Source organism: Veillonella sp. S13054-11, from assembly GCF_002959795.1.
GTDB lineage: Bacteria > Bacillota > Negativicutes > Veillonellales > Veillonellaceae > Veillonella > Veillonella parvula_E.
In genome coordinates, this window is sequence record NZ_PPCY01000001.1 from 169,815 (window position 1) to 188,611 (window position 18,797).

Here is an 18,797-nt window from a genome sequence, read left to right on the forward strand (position 1 = left end):
GCTCCATTTCTTATATTATGATAAGCGTTTCATGCGAGCCATAAAGAAACCATCCATATGATCTCGCGGTGGATAGGTTGTAATCATACCATCTATAGCTTGTGGTGCCCCTTTATATGATACAGGATCGATGATAAAGTTCTTATGAATTGCCAAGAATTTATTTAGAACAGCTTCATTTTCACCACTATTCATAGTACATGTGGAATATACTAAATATCCATTAACCTTAACCATTTCAGAAGCTTTTTCTAATATTTCAAGTTGTAACGGCGGCAACTCAATAAGTAAAGACTCTGTTTTACGCCAACGCATGTCTAATTTCTTTTGTAATATACCTAGACCAGAACAAGGAGCATCAACTAAGACGCGATCAAATTGTTCTTTCCAATTATCAGGAAGATAACGACCATCTTGAAGCTTAGTAGAAATAATAGATACACCTAATCGCTCAGCATTTTGATTAATCAGTTCTAATTTATGGTCGTAAATATCACAACTCATAATAGCTCCTGTATTATTCATAAGACTTGCCATATGCATAGACTTGCCACCTGGTGCAGCACAACAGTCTAAGATAAGCTCTCCTGGTTGAGGATCTACCACATGGGCTACTAACATAGATGCTTTATCCATAAAAGTAATATGACCTTCTAAAACAGGTTTAGCTTTTTCTAAATGACCTTGATGTCCATCAATATAAACTACTTCAGGAATATATGTATCCTGTTCTACAATCCAATCTAAATCTTCTAATTCTTTTAAACAATCCTCAATAGATACTTTCACTGTATTTATGCGAGCCGTCAAACGAGGTTGTTCATTAAACCAAGAACAAAGATCTACGGTCTTATCTTTTCCCATTTCTTTTATCCATAAGTTGACAAGCCATAATGGTTGATTGTAGATAAAGGAAATTTCTTCAGCTTCGGACTTAGCTAGTTCACCGATAGAAATGCTATCACTTTCACGTAAAACCGAACGCAAAACAGCATTTACAAAACCAGATAAACCTCTAGTTAGCTTTTTGGCGAGTTTAACAGATTCGTTAACAGCCGCACTTTCAGGAACCTTATCCATATAGATAATTTGATAAATACCAAGTCTAAGGATTTCCACAACCATAGAAGATAGTTTCTTTAAGGGTCGCTTTGCAAAGTGAACAATAATAGCATCCAAGTAATTTTTTCTACGAATGACCCCATACACAAGTTCAGTAAAGAATCTTCGATCTAAATCGGATAGATGATATTTCTGTAAATACTCTTGCAACTTTATATTTGCATAAGCACCATTGCGATTAATTTCACTCAATGCTTTTACAGCGAGCAATCGAATATTTTGTTGTTGATTAGTCTTTACCTCTATCATTACTATTCCTACCAATCAATTGTTCTACTACTGCTCGAACACGTTCAGAATCGACTGTTGTATTACAACATGGCCCATTAGGACGTTCATTTAATACCCCAATAACTGGGATGGGAAATACATCAGCCATTCCACTTGCTAAATCTCGTTCGCAAGCTATTGCTACAATAGCTTTTGGGCGTGCTTCCTTTACCTTCATCCGCGCTAAGGTGCCTCCAGTGACAACTATAAATTGACAACCATAGTCCTTAGCCACTTGCAACAAATTACCAACCTGGCATCGCCCACACTGCTTACAATTATATACATCATGTGTAACCTTATGAACACACGAACTTTCTTGTAAACAGTGAGGAGTTAATAATAATATACGTTCTGGATCTACCGTATACATATCTAGCATTACTAAATGATTGATTAAATCAATCATAGACTGGCGGAGTTGATCCTTAGTAACCCCTCTCACCTTACCAATCGCCAAAGTTAATGGAAATAATCCATAAATAAACTGATTGGCTAGTCTTAAAACAATAGGATGTAACCTTATAATACCTGTGCTAGCAACAATTAAAGATAAGCACAAAATCCATATAATAGCAATAAGTATAGATATAACTACACTACTTATAATTGATGCAAATGGATGCAATTGTAAAAGTCCTGGTTCTAATATATACATTAGAAAGGCTAGTACTGCTGTGAGCAAAGCACATGTAATAGTTGATAAAATCAAGTATAACGGATACGTTTCGTACTGCTTATATTGAGTCCCCAAAAACGATACCTTCCTTTATTTGATGACCATTTATAAAATCAATTGCAGAAATGCGTTTTTTATTTTCTGGTTGGACTTCTGTTAATAGAATTATATTTCCATCACCACAAAATACACCTAAACCGGCTATTTTAGATACGATTGTACCAGGCACAGTTGTGGCTGATATAGCAATTGGTACATGTTTACCATGGACATCTATCAAACAGTGAGTCGTATCACTGGGAACCACTTCTCCAGACCATACTTTTAAACGTTTTCCATCGAGATATGTATAACATCCAGGTGCTGGATTAAGTCCTCTAATGAGATTTGCAATTTCATTAGCCGGCTTAGACCAGTCGATCTGCCCCATTTCTTTTGTAATCTTAGTAGTATGTGTAGCCATTGAATCATCTTGTGGTGTAGCCACAATTTCTCCATTAACCCAACGAGTTAATACAGGCACTATAGTTTCACCCCCCAGTACAGCTATACGTTCAAATAACTGTCCTGTCGTTTCACCGGGTAAAATATCTATCTCCACAATGTCAATGATATCACCTGTATCAAGGCCATCATCCATATGCATTATGGTAACACCCGTTTTAGAGTCTCCATTAAGAATTGCATAATGAATTGGCGCAGCGCCTCTATAACTAGGTAAAATAGAGGCATGAACATTAATACAACCATATTGCGGCAATCGAATAAGCCAAGGAGGTAATATTTTACCATACGCAATAACAATCACTACATCTGGTTGTAATGCTTCTAATTCGGCTCTCACTTGTTCATCACGCAAAGTGACTGGTTGATATACAAGCAAGTCATGCTCTAAAGCAGCTACTTTTACAGGGGGCATTTGAACTTGTTTACCACGCCCTTTTTGTTTATCAGGCTGGCAATACACACCGACAATAGAATGACCAGCTTGAATCAAAGCCTCTAAGGTAGGCACAGAAAAGTCTGGTGTCCCCATAAAAACGATGCGTAATTGTTTATTATCAGACAATTTCTTTCTCCTCTGGATGATCAGTAATTAATCGTAAGTTAGTTGCTTTTTCAATAAACAAATGACCTTCCAAGTGATCAATTTCATGTTGGAAAATACGCGCCAAAAAACCTTCAGCTTTTATAGTTACCTTCTTATTATGTGGATCAATACCTTTAACAGTGACTTTATTAAATCGTTCCACATCTCCGAAATATCCTGGCACACTTAAGCATCCTTCAGGTCCAACTTGAGAACCTTCAGCATGAGTGATTTCAGGGTTAATTAGCGCAATAAGACCACTACCAGATTGGTCATCTACAACGATAATACGTTTAGCTACAGCCACTTGAGGTGCTGCAAGACCAACCCCTTCAGTCTTATACATAGTTTCAGCCATATCATCGATAAGGGCTCTAAGTTTTTTATTAACATGTTCTACAGGTTCCGCCACTTGTTTTAAAACGGGATGACCTGCTTTCACAACATCTAATACAGCCATTGATACTCCTACACTACACGGGATCCACGTCAATCAGCAGTCCTTCTTGCGTGAAAATCCATGAGTTATATATATATTCTTTCAAATTCGTTAAATCTGTACCGCGAATCATAATAGCTAAACGATACATATCGCGCACTTTTTTTATAGGCGCTTCATAAGGACCATTAATCAAAATATCCTGATTTCCTTTATAAGACTCCAAGTCATCGACAATACGATTTGCTATAGACTCTAATGTTTTCATATCTTGATGACGCACAACCATATGAATCATTTCGCGAAATGGAGGATATCCTAAAGCTTTACGGTTTTGAATTTCTTCATTGTAAAAGCCTATATAATCATGAGCCTTACTCTTTATTATAGCATAATTTAAAGGATTATATGTTTGTATTACAACGCTACCCGGTTTTTCACCCCTACCGGCACGTCCAGAGGTTTGAGTAAGTAAATCAAAAGTTCGTTCTGAAGCTGTATAAACAGGAATATTCAAAACTGAATCGGCTGTTAAAATACCAACAGCTGTTACATCTTTAAAGTCATGTCCTTTAGATACCATTTGTGTTCCCAACAAAATATCATATTTATGAGCCCCAAAGTCATGTAAAATATCTTCTGCTAATTGCTTATTTTTTGTCACATCTTGATCAAGACGAGCAATGCGGGCCGATTTAAAGTGACGACGTAACTCTTCCTCTACCTTTTGTGTGCCTGAACCAAAAAACTTAATCCTCTTACTATTACATTTGGGACAAACAGTTGGAATTGGTTCATGATGTTCACAATAATGACAACGCAATTCTTCACTAGCTTGGTGATAAACCATAGCTACATCACAATGAGGACACATAATAGTTTCCCCACAATCCCGGCACATAACAAAAGTACTATAACCGCGTCTATTTAACAGAATAATCATTTGATTATGCTCATCCAATGTATGTTGAATTAAGCGACTCATGGCATCAGAAAAAACGGAGTAATTTCCATGAAGAATTTCTTCCTTCATATCTACTATAGTAACCTTCGGCATAGGTTGCTCAAAAATGCGATTTGTCAACTCTAGTAAATGATACTCCCCTTGCTTAGCTTTATAGTACGAAGTAACAGATGGTGTAGCAGAGCCTAAAATAACGGGACAACCATGTGCCTCAGCACGCCACAATGCCACGTTACGTGCATGATATCGAACCATATCCTCTTGTTTATAAGATGGATCATGTTCTTCATCGACCACAATAAGCCCGATATCCTCAGCTGGCGCAAATACGGCAGAACGAGCGCCAATAATAATGTGACTATCCTTACGGCGCAAACGCTCCCAATTATTGTTCCGTTGTTGTACCGTCAATTTACTATGAAATACTACGACTTCGTCACCAAAAGTTTCTACAAATCGTCTCACAATTTGATCAGTCAATATAATTTCAGGTACTAAAATAATAGCCGTCTTATCCTGACTAATACATTTTGCTGTAGCACGTAAATATAATTGAGTCTTACCACTACCAGTGACACCATGAAGTAAAAAGGTTTTATGTTTATGGCTATTCATTGCAGCTTGTATTGGTCCATATACAGCTTGTTGAGCTTCAGTAAGAGGAATATTAACTTCTTCTGTTAAAAGCTCATCAAATGTTGTTTTTGTGGCTTTAAAACGAGCTTCAACGACAATACCTTTAGCTTCACTCACTTGTTTAATGACCATACGAGAATAGCCTTTAGCTAGCAGTAATGCCTTAGATGCTCCGCCCACTTCAAGTAAGTATTTTGCTAATTCTCGTTGTTTCTTTTTCCGTTCACTAAATTGTGCCACCGAAAATTCTGGCATAACTACTAACCATTCTTCTTTTGGTGCCTCGTAAGATTTTAATGTCTTATTCACTGTAAACAATCGCAATGCATCGCCATAAGAGAATAAATAATACTCATTTAGACGACGGGCCGTATCCATCATTTCCGGTGTAAACCAAGGTTCACTATCTAATACTTGCACAATATTTCGTAAAGTGAACTCTGGTGGCTCAACTAACTCGTCGTAACCAATAAGAATGCCTTCTTCACGACTATGTCCTAAAGGAATGAGTACGCGCGTACCAGGCAAAACATTACCAAACTTTTCAGGCATTAAATAGCTCAAAGGTTTATGAAGTTGTTTGGCTGGTCTGTTAATTATAACTTGTGCTACGCGCATACATTATTTCCTTTCGTTTATTATAAAAGGTCTCAGTAGAAATTCTACCAAGACCTTTTGTATTATAAGCCAGCTTCTTCTTTTAGAATTTGTGCTTTATCTGTACGTTCCCAAGGTAAATCCACATCAGTTCTACCAAAGTGACCATACGCTGCAGTTTTGCGATAATGAGGCTTTAACAAATCAAGCATTTCAATGATTCCTGCTGGACGAAGGTCGAAATGTTTTTTAACAAGCTCTTGAATTTTTGTTTCCTCTATGCGACCTGTACCAAAAGTATCAACTAAAATAGATACAGGATGAGCAACCCCAATTGCATAAGCAACTTGCACTTCACATTTATCAGCAAGACCTGCTGCTACAACATTTTTAGCTACATAACGCGCTGCGTATGCTGCAGAACGGTCCACTTTAGATGGATCCTTACCAGAAAATGCACCGCCACCATGACGGGCCATACCACCGTATGTATCTACAATAATTTTACGGCCAGTTAAACCAGCATCACCATGAGGGCCTCCAATTACGAAACGACCAGTTGGATTGATGAAGTATTTAGTATTTTCATCAACGAATTCAGCAGGCAACGCTGCGTCAATTACATAACGCTTCAAATCGGCTTTAATTTGTTCTTGGGTCACTTCAGGGCTATGTTGCGTAGAAATAACAATTGTATCAATGCGCTTAGGTTTACCATCAACATATTCTACAGTAACTTGAGTTTTACCGTCTGGACGTAAGTAAGTTAAAGTCCCATCCTTACGAACTTCTGTAAGTCGACGAGATAAACGATGTGCCAAGGAAATTGGCAAAGGCATGAGTTCAGGTGTTTCATTAGATGCATAGCCAAACATCATACCTTGGTCACCAGCACCGATTTTATCAAGCACTTCACCATTGCCATCTTTTGATTCAAGTGCTTCATCAACGCCCATGGCGATATCCGCAGATTGTTCATCGATGGATACAAGTACACCACAAGTATCACAATCAAAACCAAATTTTGCACGAGTATAACCAATTTCACGAATTGTATCACGTACGATGCGAGGAATATCAACATATGTGTGAGTAGAAATTTCACCTACTACATGAACTAAACCAGTAGTAACTAAAGTTTCACAAGCCACACGAGCAGTTGGATCCTTTTCAATAATCGCATCCAAAACAGCATCAGAAATTTGGTCAGCTATTTTATCTGGATGGCCTTCAGTAACAGATTCAGAAGTAAAAAACATATGTTTTTCAGCCATTTTATCCTCCTAATACGAAAAAAAGTCTCTCATGCACTCATGAGAGACCCTCCCATCTAACGACATTTGTCATAGGAATTAGCACCTTTTCCGCTTGGAATGGTTGCTGTAGCTTCACAGGGCCTATCCCTCCACTACTCTTGATGAGTTACAAAAATATTATAGTGTATTTACAGTGAGAAAGCAAGTCATTATTATACCTCTCTTGCCTCTTTTAAAGCTAAATCATGTTCGGCCTTATGAAGGGCACTTTCAAACTGACGATACATATGATGACGGCCCAGAATATCCAAGAAATCAGATTTATACATCTCTCTGCGTATATCGTAACTCACATCACTAAGCAAAACTTCTATGCCTCTTTTTTGAAGTTCTTCAATAATACCTCGTAAAATACGTAAACCCGTTAAATCTACAAATGGTACTTTTACAAAACGAATGATTAAATATTTAGGATCTTTATGTATAGAGTTTAACGCTCTATCAAATGCACTTATAGCGCCAAAGAATAATGGGCCATCTACAGTGTATACCATTATTTCTGGATGGATTGTAATCTCATGCCTAATCTGAGCTGATAATTCGGCACTACTTGCTTCATGCACATCAATTGTATTAACCATTTTACGCATAAACTGCAACACTGCAAGTACTACACCTACATTTACAGCTACTACTAAATCCGTAAAAATAGTCAGGAAAAAGGTAAGCAATAATATTATTTGATCTGGACGAGGTGCGAGAACAAGCATTCGTATAAAACGTGGTACATCACTCATATTGTAGGCTACTACAAATAATATGGCTGCCATAGATGCCAACGGAATATACACTGCATATGGGGCTAAAAATAAAAGAATGGCACCTAATGTAATGGCATGAACAATACCTGCCACCGGAGAATTACCACCTTGACGAATATTTGTGGCAGTTCGCGCAATAGCACCGGTTGATGCAATTCCACCAAACAATGGCGCAAATATATTAGCTAATCCTTGTCCAAATAATTCAGTATTAGATTCATGCTTGGTTCCACTCATACCATCAGCAACAACTGCAGACAATAAGGATTCAATAGCGCCTAGCATGGCAATTGTAAAAGCCGGCCCGATTAAGGATAAGATTTTATCAAAACTCAATTTTGGTACAGAAAATTCTGGCAAACCTTGAGGTATGCCACCAAATGCACTACCAATGGTTAAAACCGTAGGAAATTGGTAGATGGCTTGAATAACCGTAGCAACAATCATAGCTACAATGGGAGCTGGAACTTTATTAATATATGGGATTCTAGGTAAAACTAACAGTAGACTTAAGCTTAAGATCGCAATCCCCAATGTAGGTAAGTCAGAGTATGGTAAGGACTGAATCATAGCACATAATTTTTCATGGAAATGAGCCATATAAGGCAACGGTGGAAATCCAAAGAAATATGGCCATTGCCCCACCCAAATTGTAACACCAATACCCGCTGTAAAACCCATAATAACAGGTGTGGGTATAAACCGAATGACTGTCCCTAACTTTGCAACACTCATTAAAACCAGAATAACTCCTGCCATCATGGTCGCAATTTGTAAACCTTCAAAGCCATAATTGACAACGATACTGCTCAATAGAACGATAAATGCCCCTGTAGGGCCCGCAATCTGAACAGGGGAGCCACCAAACAAGGATACAAATATACCTGCAATGATTGCCGTATAAATGCCCGCTTGCGGTGTAACTCCACTAGCAATAGCAAAGGCCATTGCTAAAGGCAGAGCCACAACCCCTACGACCAATCCGGCGATAATATTATTACTCCATTTTCCTTTTCCTAATGAGCCGTCTAAATATGCTTTTTGTATAGCAAACATGTAAGAAAAACACACCCTTTTTAAAACAACACACACAAGAATTAATTTATATCAGCTCTGTTTGCTACTAAATCAATAACTTCTCTAAGGATATGTCGAGCAAGGTCAGATTTTTTCATATTAGGCATTTCTTTAGGCTCTTTATCAGGATATAAAAAATAGCCTTCATTCGTATCTACATTAAAACCTGCATTCGATTTGCTTACATCATTGGCTACAAGCATATCTAGATTTTTTTTAGCCACTTTATCCTGACCATACTTGATTACATGTTCTGTTTCTGCCGCAAAACCAACAAGAATTTGATGACTTTTTTTAGAGCCCAACCCTTGTAGAATATCTGGATTTTTTACAAGTTCTATGGTCATAGACTCCATTTTTTTTATTTTTTGCTCTGCTTTATGAAGGACTCTAAAGTCAGAAACAGCGGCAGCCATAATAACTACATTAACATCATTATAACGAGCTTCAACAGCCTCCTGCATAGATACCGCGGAATCTACAGAAATAAAGTCTACGCCATTTGGTATAGGCAAGGATGTGGGAGCACTTACTAATATCACCTTAGCCCCCATGCGTGCAGCCTGTTCTGCAATGGCATACCCCATCTTACCGCTAGAACGATTTCCAATATACCGAACAGGATCAATACTCTCCTGTGTTCCGCCAGCTGTAACAAGTATAGTAGTACCTTCAAGCTCATTGGTGCTGCACATTTTAGCTTCTAGCCAATCCACAATTGCTTCGGGCTCCGGTAAACGTCCTACACCAGTGATGCCACAAGCTAACCAACCTTCTGCAGGGTCCATAATATGGTAGCCCAAAGAACGTAATCCTTCTAAATTGCGTTGAGTAATAAGATTATTATACATTTCTGTATTCATAGCAGGACAAAGGTACTTAGGTGCTGTGGTGGCCATAATTGTTGTAGTTAACATATCATCAGCAATGCCTGCATAAATTTTTCCGATCACATTTGCTGTTGCAGGCACAACTACATATGCATCTGCCCAAGTGGCCAGTGCAATATGTTCTACATCCCACTGATGAACTTGTTCAAACATGTCTAAAGCTACAGGATGTCCACTAATTTCACCAAATGTTAAAGGTGACGCAATATGCGTTGCATTTTGTGTCATTACAACCTTTACTTCAGCCCCTTTTTTACGAAGTCTGCTTACCACTTCAATTGCCTTATACGCTGCAATACCTGCAGATACTGCGACAATGATATGTTTTCCGCGCATGTTCTTCTCCTTTTAAAAATTCCTTGTATCATTGATACAAGGAATTGATTTTTTATTTAATGCCTTCTTTAGTGCGTTTATATGTCACTTCACCTTCAGCAATTTCATAAAATGCCAAAGATACAGGCTTGTCAGTCGCATGTGTAGATTCTGCTAAGCAAGGTTCGCCATCTGTTAATTCGCGAGCGCGTTTAGCCGCTAAAGTCACCAATGTATATTTGCTATCTACTTGGCTTTCCAATTTTTTTAATGGAGGTTTTACCATCATACTATCACTTCTCCTTAGACTCTTGATATTGTTTATAAATATATTGAATTTGCTCTTTATTACGACTAATCTTACAAGACTCAGCTCGCAAGATAGAGGCAACCTTTTCAGAAGCCTCTGCTAAATCATCATTTACGACGATATAGTCATAACGATGAGCTAAGGCTAATTCTGAACAAGCCAATGACAATCGTTTATCAATGACTTCTTTAGCATCTGTGCCACGATTATGTAAACGTTCAGATAACTCCGATAGTGACGGCGGTACAATGTAAATAAATACAGCATCACTAAAACGTTCCTTAACCTGCATAGCGCCTTGAATATCGATTTCTAATAGTACACTTTTCCCATCATCTAATAAATCCATTACATGCTGTTTTGGAGTACCATAGTAATTATCATATACCTTAGCATATTCTAAGAATGCGTCTTCACTAAGTAAAGACTCAAATTCATCTTTAGAGCGGAAGAAATAGTTAATTCCTTCCCTTTCACCCACACGTGGAGCACGGGTTGTCATAGAAACGGAATAAACTAAATTAGGCATTTCTTTACGAATATTCGCACAAATCGTACCCTTACCTGCGCCAGATGGCCCGGATATAACGATTAATAATCCTCTGTCTGACATATGCACTCCTATGATTCCACTGTATCTACATCCACATCATGTTGCACAAGTCGATGTGCTACGGTTTCAGGTTGAATTGCAGATAATACAATTTGACCACTGTCCATAACTAATACAGCACGTGTCTTACGACCATATGTGGCATCAATGAGCAATCCCTTGTCTCTAGCATCTTGAACCATCCGCTTTATAGGGGCGGATTCAGGACTAATAATAGCCATAACACGGTTAGCAGATACCATATTACCAAAGCCTATATTCAGTAATTGAATACTCATTCATAGACCTCCTATTACTCTACATTCTGTACTTGTTCTCTAATTTTCTCTAACTCACATTTAAGTTGAACCACAAGCTCAGTAATAATCGAATCCATTGCTTTGGAGCCGATTGTATTTACTTCACGATTCATTTCTTGCAAAATAAAATCGACCTTACGACCGATTGAGTTTGTATCTGCAAGTGTATTTTTTAATTGTACCACATGAGAGGTAAATCGGACAATCTCTTCCGTAATATCCGTCTTATCAGCCAATAGAGCAATCTCTTGTATAAAACGATCCTCACTAATACTCGCTTCTAAAGAAATTAAATATTCCTGAATTTTAGTTTTTATGTGTTCGCGATATGCTTCTACAGCACCAGATTTATTAGTGTCAATTTTAGTAATGATTTTTTCAAGTGTATCGATACGATCTAATAGATCCTGCTTGATATGTTGACCTTCCGCAGTTCGCATTGCTATTAAAGCATCTAATGCTTGAATCGTTGCTTCTTTTACAATATCTGATAGAACATCTTCTGCAATTGGTGTATCTTGTTGTTGAACCCATTCAGTAGAAATCGAATTTACAGCTTGTAAAGGTACCTTTTTAGAATCATCATAGAATTCTTCTTGTACCAACAACTCTTGTATTTGTTTTCTCAATACACTATTAATAGTAAAAGTTTTAGGTCGCTCCCCTGCATCTAGAATAGAAACTGATACCTCAACCTTACCACGAGTAATACGATCTTGTATCATTCCACGAATAGTACTTTCAAAAGGATTCATTTGTTTTGGACTACGAATAAACAGATCCAAGAAGCGAGCGTTTACGGACTTAATTTCTACAGTACAGGTAATGCCATCTTTGGTTGCTGTGCCAGAACCAAAACCGGTCATACTTTTCATAAATCATCCTCCTTAGTAGTTTTTATTATTGTACCACGAATTACACAATCCGTGTTTAAATACTGAGAATTATATGTACACTATGGTATACTAAACTATACTTCTAAATATATTTGAAAGGAGTACTATGAATTTAGACGGACTTACCATGTCTGTACTCGCTAAAGAATTAAATGAGCGTCTACAAACAGGTCAAATACAAAAACTATATCAAATAGATAAAACTACATTATTATTTAAAGTTCGAGCACTTAACGAAGATCAAAACTTGATCATTACCGTAGGCGCCACACCAGCGATGTATCTTAGCCAACCACTTCAAGATCTACCAAAAGAACCAAGCTCACTTTGCATGTTCTTGCGAAAGCATATTGAAGGTAGCCGCATCGTAAAGGTGGAACAAATCAACGGTGACCGTATCATGTGTATCCAAATGGATAAACTAGAAATGGATGGTTCTATTACGAGTACATATATTTATATTGAATTAATGGGCAAATATTCCAACTGTATCTTCGTACAAGACGGTATTATTTTAGAGTCCTTAATTCACGTTTCCCCTCTCATGAATCGTGAACGTATTATTAGTCCAAAATTACAGTATGATTTACCACCTAATACTAATCGCGTAAGTTTAATGGACTTTGATAATAATGAAATAAAAAATCTACTTACTTCCTTTGGTAATGGTTCTGTGCAGCAATCTATTCGAGCTATCTTTAACGGTTTTGGTAAACCTTTATTGGATGAACTTTTATATATTTCCAAATTAAGTGGTGAAGAAATCATAACTGATTTAGATACTTCTCAACTAGATACACTTGCTAAAGCCTTGTACGACCTCAAGGTAAAGCTCGAAAATAGCAAAGGTTTGTTTACTTTAGTCAACGATAACAATAAAAAAGCTTACGCAAGTATTTTATTACACAACTATAAGGTATTAAAAGAATACAACACTATTTCTGAAGCCTTAGAGGAATCCATTCATAATACAAAAGCAATTCATACAGCTGATAAAGAGTTAGAAAAAATCTTAACAGCAGCCATCAAAAAGGAAGAAGGTCGCCATCAAAAGATTAAAGATGAATTAGAAGATACTAAGAAAATGGAAACCTATAAATTATATGGTGATCTTCTAATGATAAATGCACACCTTCAAGTGCAATATGAGCCTTCTATTGAATTGCAAAATCTTCTTTCCGAAGAAAACGAAATCTTAACTATTCCTTTAAAGCCAAACTTAACGATTGTGGAAAATGCACAATGGTATTATAAGCTTTATACAAAACTAAAAAATCGTATGGTTAGCGGCGAGTACCAACTCAATGCTAGTACCACAAAACTAGTATACTTACAATCCATTCTGTACAGTATCTCTTTAGCCACCACTCGTGAAAGTTTAGAAGAAATACGCAAAGAATGTATGGTGGCAGGCATTATAAAAAAATCAAAAAAACCATTATCTTACAAACTAGGTAAATCTAACTACATTCACTTAACAATTGATGAAGGTGAAATATTCATCGGTCGTAACAATCAGCAAAACGAATATTTAACACACCGATTTGCAAAGCCAACTGACATTTGGTTCCATACACAAGATATCCAAGGTTCGCACCTTATTTTAAGACTCAATGTTGAGCCAGACGATATGATTCTATCTAAAGTAGCACAATATGCAGCCTACTTTAGTAAAGCTCGTGATACTAGTAAGGTCCCGGTAGATTATACATACATTAAAAATATCAAAAAGCCACCTGGATCTCCTTTGGGATTTGTTATTTTTAATACCCATCAAACTATGATTGTGGAACCTAAAAAACCAGAAAACTATAGAGAATGATAAAAGCGAAGGTATCCCTTCGCTTTTATTTTTGGCTTATTATTTTGCTCACATTATTTTTTACATATTGATCTGAAATTTGATATTACTTATCTTAAGTTTTCTATGGAATTTAACATATAAAAAGAGGCTAGATATAATATGATATCTAGCCTTTGTTTAAACTATTGGTTTTCTTCCGTACGTTGTTCAGTTTGTTTCAAACTTTCACGATTTTGACGCAAGCTTTCCAATGTTTTCTCCAAGTTATTTTCAACATATTTAAGAACATCACCAGCATATTGAATAGAGCTAGCTTTCAGCTCATCAGAGGATTGATTTGCTGCATTAATAATTTGATTAGCTTGTTCTTGAGCTTGTTTTACAAGTTCACTTTCAGCTGTCAATTTAGCAATGTAGTCTTTAGCTTGATCGATCAAAGTTTCAGCCTGACGTTGAGCATCAGCTAACACTTTATCTTTATCTGCTACAATACGACGAGATTCTTCAAGTTCCAAAGGTAAGGATTCCTGAATAGAATCAATAATACGCATAATTTCGTCTTCCTCAACCATACGTTTTGTAGTCATAGGAATACGGCTGCTAGATTCAATAAGAACCTCTAAATCTTCTAATAATTTTTCTGTTTTCATACAATTCACCCCTATTTATTATGGACCGTATTAAAGCGTTCTTCAAGTTTTTCCTTAACATCATCCGGAACAAGACCATCTAGCTTACCACCAAATTTAGCTAGTTCACGAATACCCGTGGAGCTGACAAAAGAGTATTTGTTATTTGTCATAATAAATACTGTTTCAATGTCATCATCCAAATATTTTGCAAATAATGCGCGCTGAAATTCATATTCAAAGTCGCTCAATGCACGTAATCCTCGAATAATAATAGTAGCATTCTTGGATTTAACATACTCATTGAGCAAGCCACCTGTACAATCAATTTCAACATTAGGAATATGTTTGACAGAATTTCGAATCATCTCAACCCGTTCTTCCATAGAAAATAAGGAATTTTTATTCGGATTTGAGCTGACAGCAATGATTAATTTATCAACCAATCGGCTGCCCCGTTCAAAAATATCAACATGTCCATTAGTAACTGGGTCAAAACTACCCGGACATACACCTATACGCACAGGTTTAGCTCCTTTCGGCTGTCTTTACAAAATAGGAAACTACCGTATAACCAAATTTCTGTTCTTTTATACATTCCCATGATTCTGGTAAGGTAAAAACCTCATCCTTATGATGTTCTAATAATAAAACACCTTCAGGTTTTAACAAAGCATAGTTTACAACCAAATCTATGGTATCTTGTATAAATCCATTTTCATATGGCGGGTCAGAAAATATATAATCGAACTGTCGCCCTACTATATAATTTTTTAATTGTGAAAGTTTCCTCGGAATAATTTCTAACCGATCATCCACACGACAATGTTTAGCATTCTCTAAAATTAGTTTTCCCGTTTTAAAGTCCACTGCTACTGCATGTGCTGCACCACGACTTAAGGCTTCAATTGCTACTGCACCAGTGCCAGAAAATATATCTAGTATATCAGAACCAAATATACCTCTATTGGCTAATACATTAAATACACTTTCACGAACACGATCAAGTGTAGGCCTAGTATCTAATCCTTTAGGTGCTTTTATAGCATGTCCCTTAGCAGTTCCGCCAATAATTCGCATACAACCCTCACAAGATTATACTCATTAATTATAGTATATAAATAACCAAATTAAAAGTATCTTTTATTTATGATACTTCAATTTTAATATCACGCCCCATCAACTCAGCTAATGCTATGGATGGAGATTTTTTTTCGTATAAAACCTCATATAAAGCCTTCGTTATAGGCATTTCAATTTGATGTTTACAAGCCATTTTATAAATAATTTCTGTTGCGAAAAATCCTTCTACAACCATATTAGTATGATTAACAATAAAATCCATCGTCTTACCCTCGGCTAGTTTTTGACCAGCCGCACGGTTACGACCATGTGGGCTCATACAAGTAGCAATCAAATCCCCCATACCAGCAAGACCAGCATAGGTTTCTTTTTGGGCCCCTAAGGCCACCCCAAAGCGAGTCATCTCATGAAGGCCACGTGTTAATAGTAAAGCCTTACAATTATCCCCTAAAGCTAAACCATCTGCAATACCAGCTGCAAGGGCAATGATGTTTTTCGTGGCTCCTGCTAGTTCAACACCAATCATATCAGTATTTGCATAAATTCTAAAATTTTGACTACATAATGCCTTTTGCAATGTTGTAGCTACCTCTAGGCTTTCAGTACTCAGCACAGATGCAGCAGGTAAGTTGCGACCAACCTCTTCTGCATGATTAGGTCCAGACAAAACCGCTAAATGACACCCTATGGTAGCAAGAACCTCTTTCATCACAGTCGTCAAAAGTTTGCCACTGGTTCGTTCTACACCTTTTGAACATAGAATATAGGCTTGATTTTTATGAGCATACGGTTTAATAGCCTCTAAACTGGTACGTACATGTACAGAAGGAGTAACCATTAATACCACTTCGGCATTACTAATACATGCCTCTAAATCAGAACTATATTGTAATTCTTCTGGAAGTTTTACACCTGATAAATAGTCTTTATTCTCTAAGTCTTTTGCAAGTTTATCTGCAAATTCTGGACGACGACAATATATAGTTGTAGTATTTCCAGCTAAAACGGATTTAATAGCAAGGGCCGTCCCCCAACTACCAGAGCCGATAACAACAACATTCATTCTTTAATCCTTTTTAATGCGCTCTACTTTTAACTCGTTTCCAGCAAGTAGACGCTTAATATTATCCCAATGACGTACAATGACAAACAAAGCTGCTAACCCGCCAAAGCCAACAAACCAGAAGGATTCTCCAGTGAAATACATCAGTACTGGTACTAATGCAGCGGCAATGATAGAGCCTAAAGATACAAGTTTAGTGAAATATACGATAACACCCCATACCAAAAAGCAAATCAATGCTACTATTGGTGAAAGAGCAATAAGTACACCTAAACCCGTAGCAACGCCACGACCACCCTTAAACCCAAGGAAAACAGACCAGTTATGTCCCATCATCCCAAGAATACCACCTAAGATCATAAACATAGGCCCATAAGGTGAGAGTAGCACTACTCCTGCTGCCCCTTTTAAAGCATCACATAAAAATACAGGTAAGGCTGCTTTAAGACCGATAACTCGATATGTATTAGTAGCGCCAATATTTTTAGAGCCATATTGTCGTACGTCTGTATTAAAGAAAAGCTTACCTATAATTAATCCACTAGGAATTGATCCGATAAGATATGATAATACAGCATATACAATAATCATAATATCCATTAGTCTTCATCATCCCGTTTCTTGCCACGTAATACTAAACGAATCGGAGTTCCTTCAAAACCAAAGGACTCACGCAATCGATTCTCTAAGAAACGCATATAAGAGAAGTGAATTAGCTCTGGTTCATTTACAAATAAAATAAATGTAGGCGGCTTAACACTAGCTTGCGTCATATAATAGATTTTTGGAATTCTACCATTGCGAGATGGTACAGGATTTACGGTTTGTGCATCTTGTAATAATTGATTTAACGTCCCCGTAGATACACGGCGGTATTGTTGTTCAGATACAAACTTCAACATATCAGCTAAACGGTGAATACGTTGCTTAGTTAAAGCAGAAGCAAACAGGATAGGTGCAAACTGTAAAAAACCTAATTCATCATAAATATCTTCAGTAAAACGCAATGTTGTTTTGTCATCTTTTTCAACAAGATCCCATTTATTCACAACAATGACTACACCTTTACCCGCTTCGTAAGCATAACCTGCAATTTTTTTATCTTGTTCTGTAACACCATCTTGAGCATCTAGTACAAGAACTACAATATCAGCACGATCTACTGATCGCAAAGAGCGGACAATACTATATCGTTCAACGGCTTCTTCGATTTTAGACTTACGACGCATTCCCGCCGTATCAATAAGTACAAATTTTTGGCCCTCATGAGTCCAATACGTATCAATGGAGTCTCGAGTAGTACCTGCTACATCAGATACTATTACACGATCTTGTCCTAATAATGCATTAGTCAAAGAAGATTTACCTACATTTGGACGACCAATAACGGCAACATGAATAGTATCTTCATCATCTACATTAGTGCCAACTGGTGGAAAATGTTTAACAGTATCATCCAGCAAATCACCTAAATTCATAAGATTTTTAGCGGAAATGCCAATGGGATCCCCCAAACCAAGATTGTAGAATTCATAAATATTCGGCTCTTGATTTACACTATCAATCTTATTAACTACGAGTACAACAGGTTTTCCACTAGCTCTAAGAATATTTGCAACTTCTTCATCAGCAGGTACAATACCTTGTTTACCATCGACGACAAATAAAATTACATCCGCTTCTTCAATAGCTAATTCAGCTTGTAATCGCATCATCTTAGGAATAACATGACTATTTTCAGTAATGAACTCGATACCACCAGTATCGATCATTGTAAACTCACGATTTAACCACTCTGCATCGAAGTAAATACGGTCCCTTGTTACCCCCGGAATATCTTCAACGATAGAGATACGTTTATTAACAATGGCATTAAAAAGTGTAGATTTACCTACATTTGGACGGCCTACAACAGCCACTAATGGTTTTGCCATAGTTTCACCT

General features: G+C 37.0%; 19 protein-coding genes and 1 riboswitch. Of the genes, 1 reads left to right on the plus strand and 18 read right to left on the minus strand.

The features are described 5' to 3' along the window. Positions 1-15: 15 nt before the first annotated feature. The 12 genes from rsmB to VPHSUH08_RS00860 all read right to left on the minus strand — a co-directional run bounded on the left by rsmB (position 16) and on the right by VPHSUH08_RS00860 (position 12,253). The gene (rsmB, locus tag VPHSUH08_RS00805) at positions 16-1,371 is read right to left on the minus strand and encodes a 16S rRNA (cytosine(967)-C(5))-methyltransferase RsmB (RefSeq protein ID WP_004695675.1); all 1,356 of its coding nucleotides are present in this window, start codon (positions 1,369-1,371) and stop codon (positions 16-18) included. Next, positions 1,352-2,146, minus strand: coding sequence for a DUF116 domain-containing protein (locus VPHSUH08_RS00810; RefSeq protein ID WP_004695673.1), 795 nt, complete (start codon positions 2,144-2,146; stop codon positions 1,352-1,354). The genes rsmB and VPHSUH08_RS00810 overlap by 20 nt, the downstream gene beginning before the upstream one ends. After that, on the minus strand, positions 2,130-3,140 hold the full coding sequence (gene fmt, locus VPHSUH08_RS00815; protein ID WP_004697120.1) for a methionyl-tRNA formyltransferase: 1,011 nt from the start codon (positions 3,138-3,140) through the stop codon (positions 2,130-2,132). Before fmt ends, VPHSUH08_RS00810 begins: the two co-directional genes overlap by 17 nt. Then, entirely contained in the window at positions 3,133-3,621 is a 489-nt protein-coding gene (gene def, locus VPHSUH08_RS00820; protein WP_004695669.1) for a peptide deformylase, read from the minus strand. Before def ends, fmt begins: the two co-directional genes overlap by 8 nt. Before the next feature lie 13 nt (positions 3,622-3,634). Further along, the gene (priA, locus tag VPHSUH08_RS00825; protein ID WP_105086518.1) at positions 3,635-5,818 is read right to left on the minus strand and encodes a primosomal protein N'; all 2,184 of its coding nucleotides are present in this window, start codon (positions 5,816-5,818) and stop codon (positions 3,635-3,637) included. 62 nt (positions 5,819-5,880) lie between these two features. Then, the gene (metK, locus tag VPHSUH08_RS00830; protein WP_004695665.1) at positions 5,881-7,071 is read right to left on the minus strand and encodes a methionine adenosyltransferase; all 1,191 of its coding nucleotides are present in this window, start codon (positions 7,069-7,071) and stop codon (positions 5,881-5,883) included. 49 nt (positions 7,072-7,120) lie between these two features. Further along, positions 7,121-7,221: riboswitch (SAM riboswitch) on the minus strand. 44 nt (positions 7,222-7,265) lie between these two features. Beyond that, entirely contained in the window at positions 7,266-8,930 is a 1,665-nt protein-coding gene (locus tag VPHSUH08_RS00835) for a SulP family inorganic anion transporter (protein ID WP_004697039.1), read from the minus strand. Between the two features lie 41 nt (positions 8,931-8,971). Further along, entirely contained in the window at positions 8,972-10,177 is a 1,206-nt protein-coding gene (gene coaBC, locus VPHSUH08_RS00840) for a bifunctional phosphopantothenoylcysteine decarboxylase/phosphopantothenate--cysteine ligase CoaBC (RefSeq protein WP_004697207.1), read from the minus strand. A gap of 52 nt (positions 10,178-10,229) precedes the next feature. After that, a complete protein-coding gene (gene rpoZ, locus VPHSUH08_RS00845) occupies positions 10,230-10,445 on the minus strand; it encodes a DNA-directed RNA polymerase subunit omega (protein ID WP_004695660.1) in 216 nt (71 codons plus the stop codon). A 4-nt stretch (positions 10,446-10,449) separates the two neighbouring features. Then, on the minus strand, positions 10,450-11,079 hold the full coding sequence (gmk, locus tag VPHSUH08_RS00850; protein ID WP_004697194.1) for a guanylate kinase: 630 nt from the start codon (positions 11,077-11,079) through the stop codon (positions 10,450-10,452). Between the two features lie 8 nt (positions 11,080-11,087). Beyond that, positions 11,088-11,357 carry an extracellular matrix/biofilm regulator RemA gene (remA, locus tag VPHSUH08_RS00855; RefSeq protein WP_004695657.1) on the minus strand — a complete coding sequence of 90 codons (270 nt, stop codon included), beginning with the start codon at positions 11,355-11,357 and terminating at the stop codon, positions 11,088-11,090. A gap of 14 nt (positions 11,358-11,371) precedes the next feature. Then, positions 11,372-12,253: a YicC/YloC family endoribonuclease gene (locus tag VPHSUH08_RS00860; protein ID WP_004696991.1), complete on the minus strand. Its 882-nt coding sequence runs from the start codon at positions 12,251-12,253 to the stop codon at positions 11,372-11,374. Between the two features lie 127 nt (positions 12,254-12,380). Here VPHSUH08_RS00860 and VPHSUH08_RS00865 point away from each other — a divergent pair, with 127 nt between their 5' ends. Continuing rightward, on the plus strand, positions 12,381-14,096 hold the full coding sequence (locus VPHSUH08_RS00865; RefSeq protein WP_004697185.1) for an NFACT family protein: 1,716 nt from the start codon (positions 12,381-12,383) through the stop codon (positions 14,094-14,096). A gap of 164 nt (positions 14,097-14,260) precedes the next feature. Here the strand turns inward: VPHSUH08_RS00865 and VPHSUH08_RS00870 are convergent, their stop codons facing one another. The 6 genes from VPHSUH08_RS00870 to der form a co-directional block, all read right to left on the minus strand. After that, on the minus strand, positions 14,261-14,728 hold the full coding sequence (locus tag VPHSUH08_RS00870) for a hypothetical protein (protein ID WP_004693228.1): 468 nt from the start codon (positions 14,726-14,728) through the stop codon (positions 14,261-14,263). A gap of 11 nt (positions 14,729-14,739) precedes the next feature. Beyond that, complete coding sequence (coaD, locus tag VPHSUH08_RS00875) at positions 14,740-15,231, minus strand: pantetheine-phosphate adenylyltransferase (protein WP_004693226.1); 492 nt, start codon at positions 15,229-15,231, stop codon at positions 14,740-14,742. A gap of 4 nt (positions 15,232-15,235) precedes the next feature. After that, positions 15,236-15,787, minus strand: a complete 552-nt coding sequence (rsmD, locus tag VPHSUH08_RS00880) for a 16S rRNA (guanine(966)-N(2))-methyltransferase RsmD (RefSeq protein WP_004697242.1) — start codon at positions 15,785-15,787, stop codon at positions 15,236-15,238. 67 nt (positions 15,788-15,854) lie between these two features. Further along, entirely contained in the window at positions 15,855-16,853 is a 999-nt protein-coding gene (locus VPHSUH08_RS00885) for an NAD(P)H-dependent glycerol-3-phosphate dehydrogenase (protein WP_004697398.1), read from the minus strand. A 3-nt stretch (positions 16,854-16,856) separates the two neighbouring features. Continuing rightward, positions 16,857-17,453, minus strand: a complete 597-nt coding sequence (plsY, locus tag VPHSUH08_RS00890) for a glycerol-3-phosphate 1-O-acyltransferase PlsY (RefSeq protein WP_004696947.1) — start codon at positions 17,451-17,453, stop codon at positions 16,857-16,859. Continuing rightward, positions 17,453-18,787, minus strand: coding sequence for a ribosome biogenesis GTPase Der (der, locus tag VPHSUH08_RS00895; protein ID WP_004697047.1), 1,335 nt, complete (start codon positions 18,785-18,787; stop codon positions 17,453-17,455). The genes plsY and der overlap by 1 nt, the downstream gene beginning before the upstream one ends. Positions 18,788-18,797 lie beyond the last annotated feature (10 nt).

What these genes read in the sequence shown, in the direction of transcription:
- rsmB (WP_004695675.1), bottom strand. Translation starts at nt 1,371, where the DNA reads ATGATAGAGGTAAAGACTAATCAACAACAAAATATTCGATTGCTCGCT.
- def (WP_004695669.1), bottom strand. Translation starts at nt 3,621, where the DNA reads ATGGCTGTATTAGATGTTGTGAAAGCAGGTCATCCCGTTTTAAAACAA.
- priA (WP_105086518.1), bottom strand. Translation starts at nt 5,818, where the DNA reads ATGCGCGTAGCACAAGTTATAATTAACAGACCAGCCAAACAACTTCAT.
- metK (WP_004695665.1), bottom strand. Translation starts at nt 7,071, where the DNA reads ATGGCTGAAAAACATATGTTTTTTACTTCTGAATCTGTTACTGAAGGC.
- VPHSUH08_RS00835 (WP_004697039.1), bottom strand. Translation starts at nt 8,930, where the DNA reads ATGTTTGCTATACAAAAAGCATATTTAGACGGCTCATTAGGAAAAGGA.
- coaBC (WP_004697207.1), bottom strand. Translation starts at nt 10,177, where the DNA reads ATGCGCGGAAAACATATCATTGTCGCAGTATCTGCAGGTATTGCAGCG.
- rpoZ (WP_004695660.1), bottom strand. Translation starts at nt 10,445, where the DNA reads ATGATGGTAAAACCTCCATTAAAAAAATTGGAAAGCCAAGTAGATAGC.
- gmk (WP_004697194.1), bottom strand. Translation starts at nt 11,079, where the DNA reads ATGTCAGACAGAGGATTATTAATCGTTATATCCGGGCCATCTGGCGCA.
- remA (WP_004695657.1), bottom strand. Translation starts at nt 11,357, where the DNA reads ATGAGTATTCAATTACTGAATATAGGCTTTGGTAATATGGTATCTGCT.
- VPHSUH08_RS00860 (WP_004696991.1), bottom strand. Translation starts at nt 12,253, where the DNA reads ATGAAAAGTATGACCGGTTTTGGTTCTGGCACAGCAACCAAAGATGGC.
- VPHSUH08_RS00865 (WP_004697185.1), top strand. Translation starts at nt 12,381, where the DNA reads ATGAATTTAGACGGACTTACCATGTCTGTACTCGCTAAAGAATTAAAT.
- VPHSUH08_RS00870 (WP_004693228.1), bottom strand. Translation starts at nt 14,728, where the DNA reads ATGAAAACAGAAAAATTATTAGAAGATTTAGAGGTTCTTATTGAATCT.
- rsmD (WP_004697242.1), bottom strand. Translation starts at nt 15,787, where the DNA reads ATGCGAATTATTGGCGGAACTGCTAAGGGACATGCTATAAAAGCACCT.
- VPHSUH08_RS00885 (WP_004697398.1), bottom strand. Translation starts at nt 16,853, where the DNA reads ATGAATGTTGTTGTTATCGGCTCTGGTAGTTGGGGGACGGCCCTTGCT.
- plsY (WP_004696947.1), bottom strand. Translation starts at nt 17,453, where the DNA reads ATGGATATTATGATTATTGTATATGCTGTATTATCATATCTTATCGGA.
- der (WP_004697047.1), bottom strand. Translation starts at nt 18,787, where the DNA reads ATGGCAAAACCATTAGTGGCTGTTGTAGGCCGTCCAAATGTAGGTAAA.